This window comes from uncultured Henriciella sp. (assembly GCF_964005855.1).
Classification (GTDB): domain Bacteria; phylum Pseudomonadota; class Alphaproteobacteria; order Caulobacterales; family Hyphomonadaceae; genus Henriciella.
The window spans coordinates 85,992-106,619 of sequence record NZ_CAXFSW010000007.1; the positions used below are offsets into that span (position 1 = coordinate 85,992).

The 20,628-nt window shown below is 62.7% G+C and carries 24 protein-coding genes; 9 read left to right on the forward strand and 15 right to left on the reverse strand.

All coding sequences use genetic code 11. The features are described from left to right. Nucleotides 1–66 precede the first annotated feature (66 nt). Both ABNU55_RS10160 and ABNU55_RS10165 read left to right on the forward strand, forming a co-directional pair. Nucleotides 67–405, forward strand: a complete 339-nt coding sequence (locus ABNU55_RS10160; RefSeq protein WP_348764344.1) for a hypothetical protein — start codon at nucleotides 67–69, stop codon at nucleotides 403–405. A gap of 138 nt (nucleotides 406–543) precedes the next feature. After that, entirely contained in the window at nucleotides 544–1,512 is a 969-nt protein-coding gene (locus ABNU55_RS10165; RefSeq protein ID WP_290754147.1) for an alpha/beta hydrolase, read from the forward strand. Here ABNU55_RS10165 and ABNU55_RS10170 read toward each other — a convergent pair. Together ABNU55_RS10170 and ABNU55_RS10175 are read right to left on the reverse strand one after the other, a co-directional pair. Beyond that, nucleotides 1,509–2,432 (reverse strand): thioesterase family protein, encoded by a 924-nt coding sequence (locus ABNU55_RS10170; RefSeq protein ID WP_290754150.1) that lies wholly within the window; start codon nucleotides 2,430–2,432, stop codon nucleotides 1,509–1,511. The two genes, ABNU55_RS10165 and ABNU55_RS10170, sit on opposite strands and share 4 nt — an antisense overlap. A 78-nt stretch (nucleotides 2,433–2,510) precedes the next feature. Further along, a complete protein-coding gene (locus ABNU55_RS10175; protein ID WP_290754152.1) occupies nucleotides 2,511–2,996 on the reverse strand; it encodes a transcriptional repressor in 486 nt (161 codons plus the stop codon). Between the two features lie 184 nt (nucleotides 2,997–3,180). Here ABNU55_RS10175 and ABNU55_RS10180 point away from each other — a divergent pair, with 184 nt between their 5' ends. Next, entirely contained in the window at nucleotides 3,181–3,882 is a 702-nt protein-coding gene (locus ABNU55_RS10180) for an OmpW family outer membrane protein (protein ID WP_290754154.1), read from the forward strand. A gap of 102 nt (nucleotides 3,883–3,984) precedes the next feature. Here the strand turns inward: ABNU55_RS10180 and ABNU55_RS10185 are convergent, their stop codons facing one another. The 3 genes from ABNU55_RS10185 to ABNU55_RS10195 form a co-directional block, all read right to left on the reverse strand. Continuing rightward, nucleotides 3,985–4,425: a hypothetical protein gene (locus tag ABNU55_RS10185; RefSeq protein WP_290754157.1), complete on the reverse strand. Its 441-nt coding sequence runs from the start codon at nucleotides 4,423–4,425 to the stop codon at nucleotides 3,985–3,987. Nucleotides 4,426–4,539: 114 nt separating this feature from the next. Then, complete coding sequence (locus ABNU55_RS10190; protein WP_290754160.1) at nucleotides 4,540–5,232, reverse strand: hypothetical protein; 693 nt, start codon at nucleotides 5,230–5,232, stop codon at nucleotides 4,540–4,542. Between the two features lie 59 nt (nucleotides 5,233–5,291). Continuing rightward, nucleotides 5,292–6,473, reverse strand: coding sequence for an acyl-CoA dehydrogenase family protein (locus ABNU55_RS10195; protein WP_290754162.1), 1,182 nt, complete (start codon nucleotides 6,471–6,473; stop codon nucleotides 5,292–5,294). A 128-nt stretch (nucleotides 6,474–6,601) separates the two neighbouring features. Between ABNU55_RS10195 and ABNU55_RS10200 the strand changes: the two genes are divergently transcribed. Next, complete coding sequence (locus ABNU55_RS10200; protein ID WP_290754165.1) at nucleotides 6,602–7,318, forward strand: rhomboid family intramembrane serine protease; 717 nt, start codon at nucleotides 6,602–6,604, stop codon at nucleotides 7,316–7,318. 5 nt (nucleotides 7,319–7,323) lie between these two features. On the opposite strand, the gene ABNU55_RS10205 is transcribed toward ABNU55_RS10200, so the two are convergent. Both ABNU55_RS10205 and ABNU55_RS10210 read right to left on the reverse strand, forming a co-directional pair. After that, entirely contained in the window at nucleotides 7,324–8,271 is a 948-nt protein-coding gene (locus ABNU55_RS10205; RefSeq protein WP_290754168.1) for an NAD regulator, read from the reverse strand. After that, nucleotides 8,271–8,897, reverse strand: a complete 627-nt coding sequence (locus ABNU55_RS10210; protein ID WP_290754171.1) for an HD family hydrolase — start codon at nucleotides 8,895–8,897, stop codon at nucleotides 8,271–8,273. Before ABNU55_RS10210 ends, ABNU55_RS10205 begins: the two co-directional genes overlap by 1 nt. A gap of 155 nt (nucleotides 8,898–9,052) precedes the next feature. On the opposite strand from ABNU55_RS10210, the gene ABNU55_RS10215 reads away from it, so the two are divergent. After that, nucleotides 9,053–9,196 carry a hypothetical protein gene (locus ABNU55_RS10215; RefSeq protein ID WP_290754174.1) on the forward strand — a complete coding sequence of 48 codons (144 nt, stop codon included), beginning with the start codon at nucleotides 9,053–9,055 and terminating at the stop codon, nucleotides 9,194–9,196. An 18-nt stretch (nucleotides 9,197–9,214) separates the two neighbouring features. On the opposite strand, the gene ABNU55_RS10220 is transcribed toward ABNU55_RS10215, so the two are convergent. The 6 genes from ABNU55_RS10220 to ABNU55_RS10245 all read right to left on the reverse strand — a co-directional run bounded on the left by ABNU55_RS10220 (nucleotide 9,215) and on the right by ABNU55_RS10245 (nucleotide 13,593). Continuing rightward, nucleotides 9,215–10,078 carry a pirin family protein gene (locus ABNU55_RS10220; RefSeq protein WP_348764345.1) on the reverse strand — a complete coding sequence of 288 codons (864 nt, stop codon included), beginning with the start codon at nucleotides 10,076–10,078 and terminating at the stop codon, nucleotides 9,215–9,217. An 18-nt stretch (nucleotides 10,079–10,096) separates the two neighbouring features. Then, nucleotides 10,097–11,215, reverse strand: a complete 1,119-nt coding sequence (locus ABNU55_RS10225; protein ID WP_290754180.1) for a beta-ketoacyl-ACP synthase III — start codon at nucleotides 11,213–11,215, stop codon at nucleotides 10,097–10,099. An 87-nt stretch (nucleotides 11,216–11,302) separates the two neighbouring features. Beyond that, complete coding sequence (locus ABNU55_RS10230) at nucleotides 11,303–11,527, reverse strand: hypothetical protein (RefSeq protein ID WP_290754182.1); 225 nt, start codon at nucleotides 11,525–11,527, stop codon at nucleotides 11,303–11,305. Further along, nucleotides 11,524–12,126, reverse strand: coding sequence for a DNA-3-methyladenine glycosylase I (locus ABNU55_RS10235; protein ID WP_348764346.1), 603 nt, complete (start codon nucleotides 12,124–12,126; stop codon nucleotides 11,524–11,526). Before ABNU55_RS10235 ends, ABNU55_RS10230 begins: the two co-directional genes overlap by 4 nt. Nucleotides 12,127–12,138: 12 nt before the next feature. Then, nucleotides 12,139–12,948 (reverse strand): folate-binding protein, encoded by an 810-nt coding sequence (locus ABNU55_RS10240; protein ID WP_290754187.1) that lies wholly within the window; start codon nucleotides 12,946–12,948, stop codon nucleotides 12,139–12,141. A gap of 96 nt (nucleotides 12,949–13,044) precedes the next feature. Beyond that, nucleotides 13,045–13,593 carry a biotin transporter BioY gene (locus ABNU55_RS10245; protein WP_290754189.1) on the reverse strand — a complete coding sequence of 183 codons (549 nt, stop codon included), beginning with the start codon at nucleotides 13,591–13,593 and terminating at the stop codon, nucleotides 13,045–13,047. A 169-nt stretch (nucleotides 13,594–13,762) separates the two neighbouring features. Here ABNU55_RS10245 and ABNU55_RS10250 point away from each other — a divergent pair, with 169 nt between their 5' ends. From ABNU55_RS10250 to ABNU55_RS10265, 4 genes are all read left to right on the forward strand, one after another. Further along, nucleotides 13,763–14,209: a hypothetical protein gene (locus tag ABNU55_RS10250; protein WP_290754192.1), complete on the forward strand. Its 447-nt coding sequence runs from the start codon at nucleotides 13,763–13,765 to the stop codon at nucleotides 14,207–14,209. A 103-nt stretch (nucleotides 14,210–14,312) separates the two neighbouring features. After that, complete coding sequence (locus ABNU55_RS10255) at nucleotides 14,313–15,656, forward strand: dihydroorotase (RefSeq protein ID WP_290754195.1); 1,344 nt, start codon at nucleotides 14,313–14,315, stop codon at nucleotides 15,654–15,656. A 135-nt stretch (nucleotides 15,657–15,791) separates the two neighbouring features. Next, entirely contained in the window at nucleotides 15,792–16,253 is a 462-nt protein-coding gene (locus ABNU55_RS10260) for a hypothetical protein (RefSeq protein WP_348764347.1), read from the forward strand. Nucleotides 16,254–16,441: 188 nt separating this feature from the next. Beyond that, the gene (locus tag ABNU55_RS10265) at nucleotides 16,442–17,860 is read left to right on the forward strand and encodes a M20/M25/M40 family metallo-hydrolase (protein WP_290754200.1); all 1,419 of its coding nucleotides are present in this window, start codon (nucleotides 16,442–16,444) and stop codon (nucleotides 17,858–17,860) included. Nucleotides 17,861–17,997: 137 nt separating this feature from the next. On the opposite strand, the gene ABNU55_RS10270 is transcribed toward ABNU55_RS10265, so the two are convergent. Both ABNU55_RS10270 and ABNU55_RS10275 read right to left on the reverse strand, forming a co-directional pair. Further along, entirely contained in the window at nucleotides 17,998–19,701 is a 1,704-nt protein-coding gene (locus ABNU55_RS10270; protein ID WP_348764348.1) for a S41 family peptidase, read from the reverse strand. Nucleotides 19,702–19,839: 138 nt separating this feature from the next. After that, nucleotides 19,840–20,514 carry a Crp/Fnr family transcriptional regulator gene (locus tag ABNU55_RS10275; RefSeq protein ID WP_290750712.1) on the reverse strand — a complete coding sequence of 225 codons (675 nt, stop codon included), beginning with the start codon at nucleotides 20,512–20,514 and terminating at the stop codon, nucleotides 19,840–19,842. Nucleotides 20,515–20,628: the final 114 nt, after the last annotated feature.

The following is a 20,628-nucleotide window of genomic DNA, read 5'->3' on the forward strand; positions in this document are numbered from 1 at the left end:
GGCATATCGGCCTGTCGCGTTGCGAGAGGGCTTTCCTTCGCGCGCGGCTCGCTCTAGCAAGCCTGCATGACCACGATGGACGAAACACGCGCCCTTCCTGACCTTTCGGTAGAGGCGACCGGTATAGCCAGTTTTTCCGCAGATAGCCTGGATGAAGCCGCCCTTGCGGCCCTCGCCATGCGGGCTATGGGACGTCACGCCGCCGCCGTCAGCGAGGCCGGACAGGCCCGCCTCGTCTCTGTCAGTCACGATGTGACGGGCACACGCTTTGCCGGCGGCAAGGGCGAGGTCACCAGCAAGATCGACCGCCAGACCCGTACCCTGCTGTTCATGGGGGCAGATCTTGTTTCCGAGGCAGGGCTGCACCTGCACTCGACGGGAATTTTCCGTCTCGACACGGACTGACCGTCACCCAGCCAACACATTCGCAACACGCTGGAAGCTGTGCGCAGCCAGCCTATCTGGTTTAACTTTACAAGGCCGCGAAGCTGCGTGCAGACTCGTTGGTGCTGATCGGGAAAAAAGGGGCTGGCGTCCATTCAGATGACGATGCATCGACGCACGACTGAAGTGTCCGAGGGGACGCAGGCATCGCTCCATTTTGGCGATCCGTCAAAGGACATGGCGGCCCTCTGGCTGCATGCGACCGGCTTCAATGCCATGACCTACAGGTCGCTGCTCGCCCCGCTGGGAGAGCGCCACCGCGTTGCCGGTCTCGACATGCGGGGCCACGGTCTGACCGATCTTCCGGCAGACCCCAAGGCGCTGAAATCCTGGCATGTCTACCGCGACGATGTGATTGAGTTTCTGGAAAAGGAAGCCAGCGGTCCTGTTGTGCTGGGCGGTCATTCCATGGGGGGCTGTGTCTCGCTTCTGGTCGCCGGCAAGCGTCCCGATCTTGTCGCCGGTCTTGTTCTGGCCGATCCCGTGATTCTTAAGCCGCGCTTTTACTTCTGGCGCCACGTCCTGCCTTTTATCCGTCAGACCAATAAGATGTCGCGTCAGGCAAAGCGGCGCCGCGCGGAGTTCCCGGACCGCCAGACCGCCTATGAGTCGTATAAGGGCAAGAGTGCCTTCTCGACCTGGCGCGAGCCTTTTCTGAGCGACTATCTGGAAGACGGGTTTCGTGAGGCGCACTCCAGCGAGGGCGAGCAAGTCGTGCGTCTGACCTGCGAACCCGCCTGGGAATCGGCGACCTTTTCGTCCCAGCGTAATCAGCCCTGGGGCGCGCTGAAGAAAGTACAGAATGCGCAGATTCCGACCGTTGTTTTCCGGCCTAATATCCGGCCGGTGATGACGAACAAGGTCTCCAATCTGATGTCGTCGCGCTATCGCGAGCTGATCCTGCGCGAGCGTCCGGGCGCCACGCATTTCCATCCGATGGAAGTGCCGTTCGAAGTGCGCGATGAGCTGGCCCGGCAGATTGCCTACCTGATTGACGGCTATTCCCCCGGTGAGGATGGCCGCCTGCGCCGCACGCTGCATGGCAGCGAGTGGGACGATTACGACTAGAGCTTGAGGTTGCCCGGCGCGATGGAGGAGAGCTCTTCCATCAGCTCTGGCGGGGTGGCCATCGCCTTGCGGGTTTCCTGATCGAAGGTGACGGCCACCGCCTCGCTTGTCATCCAGGGCTTGCCGGTGACCGGGTCCAGCATCCAGTGGACCAGCGAGTGGACCTTTTCCTCTGCCTTGGCGAGGGCGGTACGGACCTGGAAGAGGTCGCCCGCTTTCGGCCAGCCGCGATAGATGATCCGGTTTTCCAGCACCGCCGCGCCCATCCGGCTGCCGGGGACCGCCTCGGCGACCTTCTGGCGCCAGTCATAAAGCAAATTCGGTACAGAATCGGAGACCCGGCCGATGAACATGTGCGGCGCCATACGTCCGAACGCGTCGCAATGCTGGGGAGACACCATGCCCTGACCGATGATCTGGGCGCCTTCTGCCTCAGCCGATGCCATTGAGACCTGTTCATCCGGGAGGGGTTCGCGTGCCGGGTCCAGCCCGCGCGGGGCGGTGGCGGCTGGCGGCTCGTCTATCAGGGCTTCGAAGGCCTTCCGGGTCCTGTCACTCCAAGGAAAGGGCGTCAGCTTATCGGCAGAGACATGCACAAGCTTGGTGCGCAGCGAGGCGGCCGGCGTGCCGTCGCCATGAATGAGTTCCTGATACACCGTCACCTGCGTGCCCGCGACTTCAAGCACGCAGCCGCGCATCGACAGCGGCCGGCCCGGATGAACCTCCCGCATGAAACGGATGTGCTGTTCCAGCGGCAGCAGGGTTGAGGGAGAACCGCCCTTGTAGACATGGCTGAGATGGCAGAGGGCGGCCAGTGTCCCGAGCCCCTCAAAAGCCTTTTCGACATAGATGCGCACATTCATGTGCCCCATCTCGTCGCAGTCCCACGTATTGGCACTGCCCTTCCAGAGTTCGATCAAAACTGCTCCTCCGGCCAGCCATCGACAGTGAGGAGGGGTAGCCGCGCTCGCGCTTCAGCGCAACTGCTGCCGGAAGGGTCAGTCGGCGCAGTCACGGCAGACGCCGCGGGCCTCGATAACGGCCTGGCGCATCCTGAAGCCAGCCGCCTCTGTTTCGGCGCGCAGCGCTTCATTCGTGGCCACTGCATGCAGCTCTTCAGCCGCGCCGCATTCCTCGCAGATCAGGAAGACCGCTGAATGCTTGTGGCTGGTATGGCCGCAGGCGACATAGGCGTTGAGGCTTTCGATCTTGTGCGCAAGGCCTGCTTCCTGAAGGAAGTCCAGCGCGCGATAGATCGTCGGCGGCTTTGCTGCGCCCTCCCCATCGAGATTGGCCAGCAGGTCATAGGCCTTGGACGGTTCTTCGCTTTCCAGCAGGAGACGCAGCACCTTGCGCCGGATTTTCGTCATGCGTTGACCGCGCCGGGCGGCCATGGCTTCGGCCTCTTCCAGAAAGGCATCGACGTCCTGCGGGCTGCAGGGTGTGTTGGCGTGCACATGGGTATGCGGGTCGGCTTGGGCCATGGGGGAAATGTCGGATGTTTTGGACGGAATTTCCAGTCAAAAGCGCCGTTGGCAAAGTGTCGATAAGGACAGATGCGTATTTGCGAACCTATGTCGCGCGGTACTCGGGCGCGCGACAGGAAGGCCAATATTTTTATCTATGACAAGGGTTTAGCTGGACCCATCACTTAATGAGGAGGGTCTCATGAAACTTCATATCTTTGCCGGGCTCGCTGCAGCGACAGCTCTTGTTTCCACTGCCCCGGCCTTTGCCGAACCAGGCGACTGGATGGTGCGTGGCCGCGTCATCGGCGTTCTGCCTGACGAAGGCGCTGACCTGTCGGTCGGCGGCACCGCACTCGCTGGCAGCGTCGATATCGACGACCAGTACGTGCCAGAGCTCGACATCACCTATTTCTTCACCGACCGCATCGCGGCCGAGCTGATCCTGGGTGTCACGCCGCACGATGTGACGGCGACAAATGTCACCGTGCCGGGCGTGCTCACCGATGCGCAGATCGACCTTGGTGATGTCTGGCTGCTGCCGCCGACGCTGACGCTGCAGTATCACTTCGATACCGGCTCCGCCTTCAAGCCCTATGTCGGGGCAGGGGTGAACGCGACCTTCTTCTTCAATGAGGATGAGGGCCCTGTGGCCGACGGGATCGAGTATGATCCGACCATCGGCTTCGCCCTGCAGGCTGGCTTCGACTATGACCTCGACGGTGTTCCGGGCGGCTGGGCCTTCAACGCCGACGTCAAGAAAGTCTGGATCGAACCGGATGTCGAGGTGAACCTCACAAGCGCTCTTGGGGCCGCGCTCGGCGGTGCACCAAGCGTGAAGGTCAACGCCGATGTCGAGATCAATCCCGTGATCGCGGGTCTCGGCTTCGGGTATCGCTTCTAGCGGCCTCCAACACCTCCTGGGGTCAGCTGGACCAACTGAAGGGCCCTTCCAGAACGGAAGGGCCCTTTTTCTATGTGGGGCTACTTCGGAAAGGCCTGTAGACTACAGAGCCGGGCATGCCCCGTCGGCTTCGCTCATCTCAGCCAGCATGGTGTTCACCATCCGGTTGAAGGCCGTCAGATTGTCTGCAAAGGATTCGCCCTCATCGGCGTCGGCGCCTTCCGGCAGCAAGGCGCCGGACACGAGCGCATCGACGGCCTCTTTGGCGTTTTCATCCGAAGCCTCCATCCGGCCCGAGACCCGTTCGAAGAAGGTCGAGATCATCTCGCGCTCATCGCCGCCATCGTCCAGCGTCGCTTCCAGACAGGTGCAGGCCGCGTCCGGCGTCGTTCCGGCCTCGCGCAGATTCGGTGACAGGGTGCGGTCACCCAGAACCAGCTTGCACTGGGAGAACATCTCTGCCTTGTCCTCCTCGCTTGTACCGCAAGCCGATAGAAGAAGGGCTGTGCCTGCAAGGCATGAGGCAAGAAATGTCTTTGTCATTGTGGGCTCCTGATTGGGCGGCGCGGAAAATGAGATCGCGCCATGTCCTGCAAGCTTAACGAAAAGACAGAAAGGCCGGTTCCCTTCGGTCTGCCCGCCGGGCCAAAGCCCTGGTCAGGCGAGCGCGGTCAGGCTGTAGGCCAGCACGAAGCCAAGCGCGGTGGCAAAACCTGCCACAAGATGGTCCTCGCGATAGGCCTGCGGGAAGACCTCGGTGCCGAGAGAGGCGATCACGGCGCCCGCCGCAAATGAACGAATGAGCGCCAGCATTTCTTCCGGCGCCGAGCGCAGCAGAAGGTTGCCCACAATGGCAGAGCCCGCCAGCAGCAGCGCCGCGACACTCCAGAGGCCAAAAGTGCGCGCTTTCGACATGCCATCGCCATGCATTTCCTTGGCGCCGCCGGCTGCCTCGGGCAGGTTCGACAGGAAGATCGACCCGGCCAGCGAGGCGACCTGCGCCGGGCCAGCACCGATCAGCGCGACGCCGAGGGCGAGATTTTCGGGGATGCCGTCCAGCGTGATTGCCGCGAGCAGTCCGCCCCCGCCTGAGCCGAACTTGTCTTTCACCACATAGTCGAGCCCAAGAAAGACAATTGCCCCGGCCATCAGCGCGGCGAGCACCCAGGTCAGGGGCGCGTTTTCCGATGCCGGTTCGACCAGTTCGGTGACCACTGATACGATGAGCGCGCCGCCCGCCGTTGCGATGAGGAAGCCTTCAATCCGCTTTGGCAGCGGGCCGAACAGCCCCCACGCCGCCCCGGCCAGCAGGGCGGATGTGACGACAATTACGACGATGGCCATGGTCATGCGGGGGCGCCTCCTGCCGGACTAGACGGTCCTGCAGCCAGCCGGTTCCCGGCCGTGGCTCAAAGACCGAGCTGGCGGGCCGTCAGGTCGCGCATGATCTCTTCGGATCCGCCGCCAATCGCCATGACGCGTACCTCGCGATAGATGCGCTCCACCCGGTGACCGCGGATGAAGCCCGCGCCGCCGAGGATCTGCATCGCTTCGCGGGCGCAGAATTCCATCGTCTCTGTGGCCTGGACCTTCAGCATGGCAAGCTCCCCGACCGGTTGTTCGCCATTCTGCACGCGCCAGGTCAGCTGGTCGAGCATGGCCGTCGTGGCCCAGACGCGCTGGCACATGGCCGCGATCTTGTGGCGGATCACCTGATGGTCGGCGAGGCGCTGGCCAAAGGTTTCGCGCTGCTGCGCCCAGGCGGCGGCTTCCTCGATACAGACGCGGGCATAGGCCGCCGACTGCGCGGCCATGCCGAGACGCTCGCCGTTGAAGTTCGCCATGATGCCGTAGAAGCCCTTGTCGACTTCGCCGATGAGGTTTTCGGGGGGCACGAACACGTCGTCGAAATGGATCGTCGCGGTGTCAGAGGCCCACCAGCCCATCTTGGGCAGGCTGGTGCGGCTGACGCCCTCGGCTTCAAGGTCGATGAGCATGAGTGAGATGCCGCCCATGCCGGGCCCGCCAGTACGAACCGCTGTGGTCAGCCATTTCGACGTTGTCCCGCCGGTAATGTAGGTCTTCGATCCATTGACGACCCAGCCATTGCCGGAGCGCTTGGCCGTGGTCTTGAGTTTGGCCACATCGGAGCCGCCGCCGGGCTCTGTAATGCCAAGGCTGATCTGCTTCTTGCCGGAAAGGACCTGCGGCGCGATCTCGCGCTTCATGTCCTCATTGCCGAGGACCATGATGGGCGGCAGGCCGATGCCGTGAATCATCAGCGCAGAGGAGACCCCGCCTGCGCCCATGCGGGCCATTTCCTCTGACACGACCGTGCCGTGGAAGCGGTCGAACTCGGTGCCGGTGCCGCCATATTCTTCAGGATAGTTCATCCCCAGAAGGCCGGCTTCAGCGGCTTTGGGATAGACCTCGCGCGGCAGAACGCCCGCCGTCTCCCATTCCTCGATATGGGGCACAAGCTCCTTGTCGACGAAGCCGCGCACCGATTTGCGCCACATGGTGTGAGTCTCGTCCATCCATGGGGCGGGGGGGCGCAGACTGTCGAATGTAATTTCACGTGATTTTGCCATGAGCGCGATGATCTCCAGGCGGGCGGGGAAATCAATTCGTGACGCCGGGGCAGGCTTTTTCAGAAGGTGAAGAGTCTGTAACGCCCGCTGGCCTTTACGCCGCGAGCGTGTGTGGCTTAGATGTCACTGTGCGATATCAACCTTCCCCCGAAATGCTCAGCGGACGGCGAGAGCCGCTGTTTAACCGGATGCCCGGCGTGGTCGTCCTGATGACGGCGCTGATCGTGGCCGTCTCGTCGGTCCAGCTGCTCTCCCAGTCGGGTATCTTCTTCGATCCGGCGCTTGCGAACTGGATGTTCGATGCCGGCGCCATTGCCGGCGGGCCGGAGTTCGAGGGCGTCTATCGCCCGCTCGGCAACTTCGCGCCGCTGGTGCTGCATGTCTTCCTGCATGGCGGGATCTTCCACCTCGCCATGAACATGATGGCGCTCGTCGCCTTTGGTCCACCCGTCGCGGTGGCGCTGGGAATAGACATGAAAGGCGCCTTTGCCTTCCTTCTTTTCTTTGCAGGCTGCGCCATTGCGGGCGCGCTTTTCCAGATCGGGTGGAGCAATTTTACCGGCCAGTCAGAGCTTGCCATTGGCGCGTCATCTGCGCTGTCAGGCTTCCTGCCGGCAATTGGCTGGCTGCGCGGCGGCCTGAAAGGCGCAGTGCGCACCTCGATGCCATGGGTGCTGATCAACGTCGCGATTGCCGTTGTGGGAGAGTTTCTCGCTTCGATCATCGGGATTCGCCTTGCCTGGGCGGCCCATATTGGCGGCGTCGCGGGCGGCCTCGTCCTCTTTCCGCTGATGCTGGCCGTGTTCAATGTCCGTCTCTGGCGGCTGGTGAAACGTATTCAGTAGAGCTGCTAGCCGTCCCGGCGCTGTGCCGGGGCTGAGATACCGATCGCGGCGCTCTTGCGGACCTTCTCTCTCAGGAATCGGTAAAGCTCTGCCGGGCGCCCGCCTGTGCTGGCCTTCATTTCACCCGTCCCGGCGACAAGCCCCGTGCGGTCCAGTGCGCGGCGGAAATTCTGCTTGTGCAGCGAAAGGCCCAATATGCCCTCGCAGGTCGCCTGCAGGTCGGACAGGGTAAAGCGGTCGGGCATCAGTTCGAAGACCACAGGCCGGTAGCGGATCTTGCCCCGCAGGCGCTCCATGGCGGTTGCCAGGATACGGCGGTGATCGGACGCCATGGGCTCACCCAGTTTCACGTCTGGCACGGGCAAGCCCGCATCGCGCGCGCATTCAGTGACGAGCCCGGCCTCATAGAGAAGCTCATAGCGTTCCACGACGCGGTCTTCGCTCCAGTCATTTCCAGCAAGGCCGAAGGCCAGGTCGACCCGTGTCCGGCGGATGTCGCTTCCGGCCGCCCAGGTCGCCAGGCGCGGGACGATTTCCCGGTCGATAATGGCTGGCCGGCCCGCCCTGTGGTCCTCCCAGGGGAAGTGGCTGTACCAGCCGCGCCAGCGTGCCTGCAGCCGGTCCGGCAGGCGTTGCTGATCCGGGGTAAGGGCCAGATAGCCGACAGAGACCACGCGGGCATCTGGCGGGGCGTCGGCCAGCGTGGCTTCTGGCGTTTCCCGGTCACGGTCACCAAAGGTGTAGAGCTGTTCGACATAGCCGAGATCGAAGCTTGTCTGTTCACGCACCCAGCCGCGAAGGGCAATCTCAAAGGTGCGGTGGCCTTCGGGATCGAATGTGCCAAAGGGAAGGGCAGCTAGCCCGCCATCGCGGCGGGTCACCAGAACGCCCGGATTTTCGCCATCTGTTGCGACAATCACGACCGAGAGGCCAATGATAAGCGGAATCGCCATCAGGCTACGCGCTCCTTTTCATGAAGCAGCGTCTCATGACGGGCGACAAAGCTGGCCTGTGCCTGGGTCGGCGGTTGCGGCTCCAGTGTCAGGACAATGTCTTCCGGCGGCTTGCCGAAGAACCGGTTGGCCTCTGGCGCAGCAAAGCCCGCAAGCTGTGTGGCTTCATGCCAGGCGCAGATATGATCGGCTCGCTTGATCAGCTTCTTCAGCTTGGCGGGCAGGCGCGCGGGCAGGCCGAAGCGCACATGAATCGCCTCGGTCAGCCGGTTCTCCACATCTTTATAGCTGTCGCCCAGAACCGTCTTGAACGGAGAAATCATGTCGCCGATGACATATTCAGCCGCATCGTGGTGGAGTGCCATCAGCCGGTCGGCGGCGGGCAGGCGGGGGTCCAGCCGACCGCAAATCTCCTCGACGATGACGCTGTGCTGGGCAACCGAAAAGGCGTGATCGCCCAGTGTCTGCCCGTTCCAGCGGGCCACACGCGCGAGGCCATGGGCAATGTCATCCACCTCGATATCGACGGGAGAGGGGTCGAGCAGGTCGAGCCGCCGGCCCGATAGCATCCGCTGCCAGACACGGTCCGGGGGCTTTCGCGATGTCTGTGGGGACCGGGTGCTCATGCAGCCCTGTTTAATCATCTGCCGGGCAGGGTAAAGAAAAGGCCGCATTTCGGTTACGAACTGCCCAGCAATTGCCTTCAACTGGTGAGACCTCGTTAAGTCCTGGCGGGCATAACCACACGCAATGACAACGGCAAAGCCGAGGCGGAGTGATTATGGTGGAAACGGTGATGAGTGCGGCGCAGACTATCTACGCCCCGTGGTGGATCCTTGCTGGGGCGGCCCTGATCGTAAGTGTCGAGGCCGCCCGCAGCTGCAAGCCGCTCATGTGGAGCGACCTTGGCGAGGAAGAAGACTAGGGCGTCCTGCCGGAGGCCCTAGGTGTTGACCGGTTCGCGGTTGAACTTGCCGGCCTGATAATCCTGAATGGCCTCGCGGATTTCAGCTTCGGTGTTCATGACAAATGGTCCGCGCGCGACGACGGGCGCGCCGATCGGATCTGCATGACCATAAAGCAGGAAGCCGCCCTGCGGGGCGCTGACCTTGATCCTGTCCCCATCATCTTTGAACTCGGTGAGTTCGAACTTTTCCAGAGCTACAGCGCCAATATCGACGGCGCCTCTCACGACATAGAAGAAGACGTTCCGGCCCTTGGGCGCGGGCAGGGTGACGCTCGTGCCGGCTGGCAGGTCGACCATCGACATCATGACGCCGGTCAGGGAGTCGACCGGTCCGGTCTGGCCGTCAAACTCACCTGAAACCAGATGAAGCGTGGCGCCGCCATCTGCTGCAATGGCAGGTATGTCGGGTGCCTGCAGGCCGGTATAGCGCGGCGTCGTCATCTTCAGCTCTGGCGGCAGATTTACCCAGAGCTGCAGGATTTCCATATCGCCGCCAGCGCGCTTGAATTCGGGCGGCGAGAGCTCTGCATGGACGAGGCCGGACCCGGCCGTCATCCACTGGACCCCGCCCGCATGGATGACGCTTTCATGGCCGCCCGTGTCCATATGGGCGAGGCTGCCCTCAAGGATGAAGGTTACCGTTTCGAAGCCGCGATGGGGGTGGGGGCCGAAAGGAAGGCCGTTATTGCCGGCCTTGTAGAGCTGGGGCCCATGATGGTTGAGGAACAGGAAGGGATCGACCTGGTCCAGCCCCCGGTTTGGCACCGGGCGGCGGGTGATCAGGTCGGAAATATCGTCTCTGTAGGCGGCGTGTGTCGCCTTGATGCTGCGGTCTGTCATACCCCGCATGTAGGAAGGTCAGGCGACTTTTTCCACAAAGACTGTGCCTGCCGAATAACCCGCGCCGAAAGAGCAGATGAGGCCTTTTTCCCCGGCCTCGAAGTCGGCCGAATGTTTGTGAAAAGCGATGATCGAGCCGGCAGAGGATGTGTTGGCATATTCGTCGAGGACGGTCGGGCTTTCATCCTCACTGGCCTCGTGTCCGAGTACCTTGGCAGAGATGAGCCTGTTCATGTTCGCATTGGCCTGGTGGAGCCAGAGCCTCTTCAACTCGCCAGCGTCAAGCTCGAGGCGGGTGAGTTCTGACACGATCATTTCTGACACCATCGGGACGACTTCCTTGAAGACCTTGCGGCCCTCCTGGATGAACAGCTTGTCGGCCTGGCCTTCACCGGACGGGTCTGCCCGGTTCAGGAAGCCGAAATTGTTCCTGATATTGTTGGAGAATTTGGTCTTCAGATGGGTGCCGAGGATCTTCCAGTGCTTGGCTGGCGCGATGTCTTCGGCTTCGACCAGCACGGCTGTCGCCACATCGCCAAAGATGAAATGGCTGTCGCGGTCGGTCCAGTTGAGATGGCCGGACGTGATCTCCGGATTCACCATCAGGACGGATCTGGCATGGCCCGCGCGAATGAAATCGGCGGCCGTCTGGATGCCGAAGGTGGCTGAGGAACAGGCGACATTCATGTCGAAGGAGAAGCCTTCGATGCCGAGCGCTTCCTGCACTTCTATGGCCATGGCCGGATAGGCGCGCTGCATGTTCGAGGCCGCGCAGATCACCGCGTCGACATCTTTCGGGTCACGGCCTGCCGTTTCCAGTGCCTGTCTGGCCGCCTTTACGGCGATTTCGGCGAGGATCGAAATCTCGTCATTCGAGCGTTCCGGGATGATGGGGCGCATGACGGCCGGGTCCACGACGCCGGACTTGTCGACCACATAGCGGGATTTGATTCCCGAGGCCTTCTCGATGAATTCGACATTGGAATGGGTCTTGGCTTCCAGCGTGCCAGCCTCGATCTCGGCCTTGTTGGCCTCGTTCCAGCGGTCGGCCCAGGCATTGTAGCTTTCGACCAGTTCTTCATTGGTTACAGTATGCGGCGGGGTCCACAGCCCGGTCGCGGAGATGACAGGTGTCATGAAATGTCCTCCCTGCGCACGCCCTTCGGGGTGCGTCAGAATCCAGTTTCATTTGAAATTAGACAGGCTTGGCGGCCGCGTCGACCTTTAAGATGCGCTGGGCTCCTTGCGCGCTTTCTCTTCGCGCTCGCGGCGCCGCTCTTCGCGCCACTCATCCTCGGCCTGTTCGGCGCGCTCATAACAGTCCAGCCGCGCGCGGCTGTCGACGATCTCATCGCAGGCCGCGCTATTGTCGACAAAGGCGCCGCCATAGCTCTCGCACCCGGCAAGAATGAAGAGGCCGGCAAGTGCGGCGCAGCCAGACTTTTTCATGAATGCAGCTCCTGTATCTCGGCATGACGCGGGCAGCGCGTCTCATGATCATTGACCATACCAACAGCCTGCATGAAGGCATAGACAATAACGGGCCCGCAGAATTTGAAGCCGCGCGCCTTGAGCGCCTTGGCAATCTCTTCGGAAAGCGGCGTCTTGGCGGGGGCCTCAGAGACATCGCGCAGCTGGTTCACGATGGGGGCGCCGCCGGTAAAGCTCCACAGCCATTCGGAGAAGTCTTCGCCCTTTTCCTGCATGGACAGAAAGGCGCGGGCATTGCCAATGGTCGCCTTGATCTTGGTCGGGCTGCGGATAATGCCCGGATTCTGTAGCGCTTTCTCGATTCTCTCCTGATCCCACATGGCGATCTGTTCGGGGATGAAGCTGTCGAACTCCTCGCGGATGGCATCGCGCTTGCGCAATATGGTGACCCAGGAGAGGCCCGCCTGCATGCCGTCGAGCTGCAGCTTTTCCCAGAGGGCGCGCGGGTCGTATTCGGGCACGCCCCATTCGTGATCGTGATAGGCGCGGTAAAGCGCGTCGTCTTCCGGGGCCCAGCGGCAGGGCAGGGTCTCGTCGGGGGAAAGGTTCATGCCCATTGGAGGCTCAGCCTATTCGGTCTCATTGTCGGCGAGGACGGCGGACAGTTCATCCTTGAGCCAGTCGGGCCCGAGGATTTTCGCAGTTTTTCCATCAATTGTGAGCTCGTCGCCAGCTTTGGCGAGACGGTCCACACGCACAATGGCAAGCGCCTTGTTGCCGGACGCGCTGGTGATCTCACCCACCGGCGTCTCGCCCTCAACACTTTGACCTTTCGAGAGATTTTCGCCTTCAACGATGACCGTGCGTTTGCGCAGCTTGCCGCGCCGGTGCATGCGGGAGACGACTTCCTGACCGACGAAACAGCCCTTTTTGAGGTCTACGCCGGCCTGCCTGTCCATGTTGATTTCCCACGGGAAAACCTCGGCGCCCTGAAAATCCCGCCCCCATTCGGCAACGCCGGCGGGCACGCGGATCGCGTCCCAGTCCTCATCGCTGATTGCGGCGGCGGAGCCATCCTCGACAAAGGACCGCTTCGGCAGATCGGGCGAGCGGGGGTCGGCGGCGCCGTCATCACCAATGGCGACGGCCTGTTTGCCATCGACGCCAATGTCGACCTTGGCGCGCAGCCTGAACATCTGCAGGCGTTTGGAGAGGTCACCGACCGCATGGGTGGCGACGTCGAGAAGGGCGCCCGCCTCGGTGCGGTGGGCGATGAAGTCGGCGATCACCTTGCCCTGCGGGGTCAGCAAGGCGCCATACCGTGCCTCGCCGATATCCCAGTCATGGGTGTTACTGGTGACCAGCCGCTCCAGCAGGGCGAGCGTATCGGGGCCATCCAGAACGAGGACGGACCTGTCGGAAAGAATCTGTGTGTCCATGTCTCAAGATTTAGGTTTTCCGACCGTATACGCCAGCCCTGTCCACGCTTTTCCACGGTGTTTGGGCGGTGCATGGACGGTGTACCGGCGGTGTTTCTAGCGTGCCGCGCGCCATCTGGCCGGGATGGCCGCCAGAACAGCAGCGCCGAGGGCCGACTTGATCACGGCGCCGACGAGGAACGGCGCGACGCCCGCTGTGAAAGCAGCCTCTGCGCCGACCAGCGTGGCAAGCCAGGCCCAGCCCGCCATCAGGATAAGGCCATGAAGGCCGAGAAAGCTGAGGGCCCGGCTGATGTGCCCGCGGGCGAGGGTCTGCGTCATGACACCTGCAAGGAAGCCGGCGGCTGGAAAGGCGAGAAGGAAGCCGGCCGTCGGACCGGTAAAGGCCAGAAGACCTGCCTTGCCGCCGGCGAGCACCGGCAGGCCGGTGGCGGCAAGCGCCAGCCAGGAGACGATCATGGCAAGGCCCATGCGCGGCCCAGCCACAGCGCCGACAAGAAGGACGGCCAGGGTCTGCATCGTAACCGGAACAGGGACCATGGGGACGGCCACATAGGAGGATGCCGTCAGCACGCCGACGCCTGCGAGCAGGAAAGCGATCTGGCGGGGAATGGAGGTGTGGTCTGTAAGGGTGTTGGTCTGCATGGAGATGGCTCGCTGGTGTTATCTTGTGATGACTGGCTCGCGGTGTGCGTTGCTGCGCCCATGAGGTCAAGGCATGCGGTTTGACTTGCAAGGCGGGGCGGTGCGGCAAAGGATGGCAGGTGAGCACGCTGGCGATTCGCGGGCGCGATGCGAGAAGGAGACTGAGCCGTTGAAGCCTGTGACCGCCCTCCTGCCGCTCGCCTTTCTGGTCCTTGCTGGCGGGTGCGAGACCTATAAGTCGCGCAGCGTGTGCGATGGGGATATCGACCGGCTGAAAGACACGATCACGGCGACGACGCTCTATCTCGACGCGCTGCGGCCAGAGCTGCGGGCAGGCTTCCGTGAGCTGCAGGCCTGTGACCGGATCAGCGAAGAGTGCGACGCCGAGGTCTGGCTTTACCGGGCGCGGGCGATGCGGCTGGAACATCAGAGCGTGCATGCCGCCTTCACACGCGCGGTCGAGCTCTGGCAGCCGGAAGTCTGCCTGCCGCATTTGCAGAGCTATAATCTCAACCCGCCCGATCCGGCGACATGGCAGGGCTACTTCTTCACCCTGGAAGAGACCAGCGACCAGATCGAGGAGCTGATCGACCGGTTCGAGCGGCGCCTGGGATAAGGCGGCCCCCTCAGGTCTGCGGTCTGGGTGACGCCGCTCACTAGGGTTTCGGGATGCCTCCGCCCCCGTGACTCGCCCGGCCAAGAGGCGCATAACGACCCCCATGAGCGAGACTTATGATCTGATCCTGAAAAACGGCACTGTCGTCTCTCCCGGCGGGGAAGAGCATGTCGATGTGGCTGTGCGTGGCGGCAAGATTGTTGCCATCGGCAAGTTCGAGACCGCGCAGGCCGGTGAGACCTATGACGCGACCGGGCTGCATATCCTGCCGGGCGTGATCGACAGCCAGGTTCACTTCCGGGAGCCGGGGCTGGAGTACAAGGCAGATCTGGAAACCGAGGCGCGATCTGCGGCCCTTGGCGGTGTCACGGCCGTGTTCGAGATGCCGAACACCAACCCGTCGACGACCACGCCGGAGCTGCTGCAGGACAAGCTGAACCGGGCGGCGGGGCGCATGGATGTCGACCATGCCTTCTATGCCGGCGCGACGCATGAGAACACGCACCTGTTGGGTGAGATGGAGCAGATGCAGGGCTGCTGCGGCGTAAAGGTCTTCATGGGCGCCTCGACCGGCGACCTGCTGGTCAAGGATGATGAAGGTGTCGAGGCTGTGCTGCGCGCCATCAAGCGGCGGGCGGCCTTCCACTCAGAGGATGAGTACCGGCTGGAAGAGCGGCGCGACCTTGCCGTGCAGGGCGACTGGCAGAGCCATATCGTGGTGCGCGATGTCGAAGCGGCGGTCAGCTCGACCCGGCGGCTGCTGCGCCTTGCGCGCAAGACCGGCAAGCGCATCCATGTGCTTCATATCTCGACCGCCGAAGAGATGGAGCTTCTGCGCGATGCCAAGGATGTCGCCTCTGTCGAGGTCCTGCCGAACCATCTGACGCTGGCGGCGCCCGATTGCTATGAGCGCCTCAAGGGCTTTGCCCAGCAGAACCCGCCGATCCGCGAGCAGCGCCATCAGGATGCTCTCTGGCGGGCGCTGCAAGCCGGGATCGTCGATGTGGTGGCGACCGATCACGCCCCGCATGCGCGCGAAGAGAAGCTGCGGCCCTATCCGGCCTCGCCGTCTGGCACGCCGGGGGTGCAGACCTTTGTGCCGATCATGCTGACCCATGTCGCGAATGGAAAGCTGACGCTGCGCCGTTTCGTGGAGCTGACCTCGGCGGGCCCGCAGCGCGTCTTCGGGATCGCGAACAAGGGCCGGATCGCAGAAGGCTATGACGCCGACTTTACTGTCGTGGACCTGAAACGCACTGAAACCATCACGGAAGAGTGGACCAAGGCCAAATGCGGCTGGACCCCCTATGATGGCTTCGAGGCGACCGGCTGGCCCGTCGCGACCATCATTCGCGGCCAGTTCGTCATGCGCGATGGCGAGATCACGCAAAAGGGCGGCGGCAAACCAGTCAAGTTCAACGAGACGCTGGAGCCGGAGGCGGTCTAGAGGGGGCGTATTAGAGTGAAGTGAAACGTCTTTCGTAGGGGTTTCGTAACGACCGGCTTTTACATTAAATCATATGGCCTCAGCAGCCTGTCATAGCTGGAAAGAACCCGGACCGGGAACGAGATGAAACAAGCAGTGAAACAGAAAATCATGGTCGCCGCAGCCGTCGCAGGCCTGTTTGCGGCAGGCGTGGCATCGGCGGATGTCTGCTATTTCAAGATCGAAAGCCTCGACTGGGACCGGCTTGCCGAAGAGGTGAAGGACCCTGAAGCGATCGCCGATCCGAATTTCGATGCCGTCAGCAATGCCGAACTTGAGGCTGTCAGCGCGCAGTTCCAGGAAGAAGGCGAGGCCGCGCTCGAGACGGCCCCCGGGCTCTATGCCGGCTCGTCCATGAGCCGGGGCATCTGGTACCGCAAGGCGCCGTGCGAGATCTCCTCGGTGGAAGACCTGGCTGACTATTATGACGCGCCGTACAGGAGCGGGCTGCGTTACAATTTCGAACAGGTGGATGAAGCTCTTTTCGAGCGCGCGAACGGTCCGGCCATGGACCAGTGCGAGGAATGCTACACCGTCGATCCCTCCCGCCAGCAATAGCGGGCTGAGGCGAACGGGCCTCAACGCATTTTTAGTTTCGCCTGAATAAAGCCTCTGGCCTGCCGTGCGCGGGCCGGTGGCTATTTTCCTTGAAAAAAAACAAGACGCGGGGAGCTGACATAGCCGTCTTACGGGCTATGGTCGCGACCTTCCCGGGCCACACAGGCCGTCTTTTTCAAGGAGTTCTCATGGGTTTCAGGCTTTCCCTTATCGCGTCGGCGGCCGTGGTCGCCTTTTCGCCCCTCGCCATTGCGCAGGAGCGTACAGATTTCGAGCAGCAGGCCCGCGAGATCTATCGCAATGTCGTGGAAATCCGCTCCGCGCGCGGACAGGAGCGTGTGCCGGAAGTGGTCGACTATCTGGTGGGGGAGCTGAAAGCCGCCGGTTTCAGCGATGAGGACATCGAGGTCACCGATTATGAGAATGACGGCGAGGCGACGCAGGGCCTGGTCGTCTGGTATCGCTCGCCCGACCCGCAGGAAAAGCCGATCGCGCTTCTGGCCCATATGGATGTGGTCGACGCGCTGGCAGAGGACTGGGTACGCGATCCGTACACGCTGACCGAGGAAGAAGGCTATTTCTTCGGGCGTGGCACCGCCGACAACAAATATGGTGTGACCAGCCTGGTCGCGACCTTCATCCGCCTCAAGGAAGAAGGCTTCGAGCCGACGCGTGACCTTGTCATGGTGCTCTCCGGCGATGAGGAGACCGGCATGGTCTCCACCCGCGCGCAGGCCAAATGGGTGGCTGAGGAAGTCGATCCGGCCTATGTGCTCAACGCCGATGCGGGCGGTCTGTCCCTCGATGCCGATGGCGAGCCGACCGATTATGGGGTTCAGGGCGCCGAAAAGACCTATGCGACGTTCGAGCTGACCGTGACCAATCCGGGCGGCCATTCCTCGCGCCCGCGCAGCGACAATGCCATCTATGAGCTGGCGCATGCGCTCCTCAAGATCGAGGATTATGAGTTTCCGGTTCGCCACAATGAGCTGACGCTGGCCTCGCTCGACGCGTTCGGTCGCAAGCGACTCGACCAGCTGGGCATGGCGGCACGCGCCTTTGCCGAAGACCCGAGCGATGAGGACGCGGCGGCTATCCTGCGCGGGGATCCCTCCACGGTCGGGCAGATTGCGACGACCTGTGTCGCGACGATGCTGCGCGGCGGCCATGCGGAAAACGCGCTGCCGCAGTCTGCGACGGCAACGGTCAACTGCCGCATCTTCCCGGGTGTCGGCATCGAGGCGACCGAAGAGACGCTGAAAGAGGTTGTGGGCAATGAGGACGTGAAGTTCGAACTCATTTCCGACCTCGTCGAAAGCCCGGAATCGGGCATGCGCGAAGAGGTCGTCGATGCCATCGAGGCCGCGCTCGAAGCGCGCGGTGTCGAGGGCGCCTCGATCATTCCGAGCATGTCGGCTGGCGGCACGGACGGGATGCATTACCGCAATCTCGGCTATGATACCTATGGCGTTGGCGGACTTGCCTCCAAGACCAATGACACCTTCGCGCACGGCTTGAATGAACGGGTCCTCGTCTCGAGCTTCTATGACGGGCTCGACCACTTCTATGTGATCCTGAAGGACCTCGCCGGACCGGAGACCAACTAAGGGGGAGGGGCCATCTGGCCCCTGACCTGCTAGCTCATCAGGCATTGCCTGACGCGCGCCGGGCCCGCTGTCTTCCAGTGGGCCCGGCCTTTTTATTGGCACGGCTATTCTGGGCCCCTGTCAGGCGGGCGAGGGCCTTAGTCTGTCCGCCCGCGGTATTCGCCGGGCATGGAGAGGTCGCGGTTGACGTCCATGACATCGGGCTGTTCCAGCCTGATGGCGGGGCCGGACGGCTCCACGCCTTCCGATGAGCGGTAAGGCTGTTCCTGAGAGGCGACGCCGGCGCTGCTTGGGGCCGGGCATGTGCCATCGGCGCGGTATTGCAGGGCAGCTGCCGTGAGCGGGTCGCCAGTGGTGCCGAGCGGTGCGACGAGCTGGTCGGCCACCTGGCAGCCGAGGGTGCGGGCGCCGAACTGGAAGTTCGCATTCTGTGGGACAAAGCCGTCGGCATAATCGCCGAAGCCCTTATCGTTCACGCCCTGAAACTGGATCGTGTAATAGGTCCGCCCGCAATTGTCGGTGGGGTAGAAGCCGAAAGGCTTGCCGCAGGTGATGTCGCCGATCAGCACGACCTCCACGTCGATGCCGCGCAGCGAATTGATCACGGCCTCGCTGGCGCTGCAGGTGCGCTCTGTGGAGAGGATATAGACCCGGCCCAGGTTAAGCGTGGGCAGGCTCTGGCCGCTCTGCAGGGAAAAGCCCTGCCCGGTAGAGTAGAACGGGATCGGGTTGTTCGGCCGGCCTGTCACCGGATTGATACTGCCTGCCGTATCGTTGAAGCGCAGCTGTTCGAAGGTGCGGTTCTGTGTCCGCGCCTGTCCGGCCACCATGTAGGAGAGCTGGCTCGCCACGGCGAGGAGGCCGCCGCCATTGTAGCGAAGGTCGAGGATAAGGTCGCTGACGCCCGCATCGCTGACCTGCTGCATGGCATTGGCGATCTGTTCTTCGGAGGAGAAAGGGCTGAATGTGGTGAAGTGGATATAGCCGACCTTGCCGGTCGAGGTGTCGAGGATGGTGGTCTGGTTGACCGGCTGGCGCACCATGTTGGCTGAGGTGAGGCTGATCGTGCGCTCGGTGCCGTCCGGGTCGCGCACGGTGAAATTGTGCGTCTCTCCGGTCGCGGCAGGGAAGAGACCATTATTCAGCGTGTCGATCTCTGACTGGCTATTGGCGTTGATGAAGTCGACCCCGTCAACGCTGAGTATGCGCGAGCCGCGAACAAGCTTTGTCTGGCCGTTCACCACCTCCGCGGACGGAGAGCCGGGCTCTGTATATATCACGCGGAAGTCGCGTGGCGGGGTGGTGGAGATCGCCTTGAAACGGGCGCCATAGCCTGTCGAGGGCGCAGAATTGCGTTCACGCAGATACTCATCTGTCGGCTGGCTGAAGTGGAAATCATCCTTGGGCGCGCCGGAGGGGAGAGTTTCACTGGTCTTCAGGAGGTCGAAATAGGCGACGCGGTCTTCGTAATCATAGGGGTTGAGATCGGGAACCTCGGTCCGCCAGAGATAGGTCTCATCGGTCCAAGAGCGCAGCCAGAACAGTTCCTCGCGCAGGCTGCCCTGCTCATCGGGGAAGGGGTTGCCTTCCAGATCGACGCCGGACCGGGGATTGGCGCACTGGTTCTTGAATTCGCTGGCCGCCGGATAGACGCCTGCCTCATAGGCCGGGGCGCCAGTCGCCGGAGGGGGTGGCGGTGGCGGAGGAGGTGGGGGCGGACTGACAGGCGGCGCCGAGGCACCGCCGCCTCCCCCTCCACCGCCGCCGCAGGCCGAAACGAGGCCCAGCGCGGCCGAGGCCATCAGGGTCCGGATGAGGGGAGAAGAGGCTGTAAGGCGCATTGGGGGGACGTCCTGTCGCAAAGCAGAGGGTCTGGCGGCGACAGGCAGCTTACACGCTTCGCCGGGAACTGACAGGGGCTCTTACGGGCGGGCGGGGGCGAAGGATCAGTGCGGATATTTCTTTCTGCAGAGGGGGCGTCAGGCCCGGTCGGCCAGGGCGCTGAGCCCTTCCCTGTCTTCAAACCTCACTGCGCCGTAACCGATGGAAATCACGCCCTTCTCGGTCAGCGCGCGAAGGGTCTGGTTCACGGTCACCTTGGAGATGCCGAGAACGCGGGAAATATCGGCCTGTGTGCAGTCCATGACCCGGCCGTCATTGCGCATGCGGTCGATCACGGCGAGGAAGTTGATGATGCGCTGGCGCGCACTGAGCCGGCGGGCGTCGTCATAGAGTTCGAGGACCAGCGCGAGCCGCGCTGTGGTGACGACGTGGAAGGCGCGCAGATATTCGGTGTCGGTGGCGAATATCTCGGTCAGGCGCTCGCTGGATATCTCATTGACGACTGTCCGCCCCTCGGACACCGCGGCAAGGCGGCGCGGCACCGGCAGCCCCGGTTTTGTGGGCAAGGCGCCGAACTCACCGAAATGATGTCCGGGCCCAAGGCGCACCAGGGCATGAAAGCCTTCGTCTTCCAGATACTTGCCGAATACGATCGCCCCGCTTTCAACCCATCCCATTGTATCGGCCGGATCGCCGGGATGATGCAGCGTTTCGCCGTCGCGATAGGTTTTCTGTCGCGCCATCGATTTGAGGGAGGTGCGTTGCGGCTCTGCAAGCACATCAAAAAAGGCGGGTAATCCGAAATCAAACATCTGGCGTCCTCCTACCTGCACGACCATGAGGCGAGCGCTCCTGTGAGCGCCCAACCTATAGTGGACCTATGTCGCTCCGGAGATGTTTAAAGACTTACACATTCGCCGGTTGCA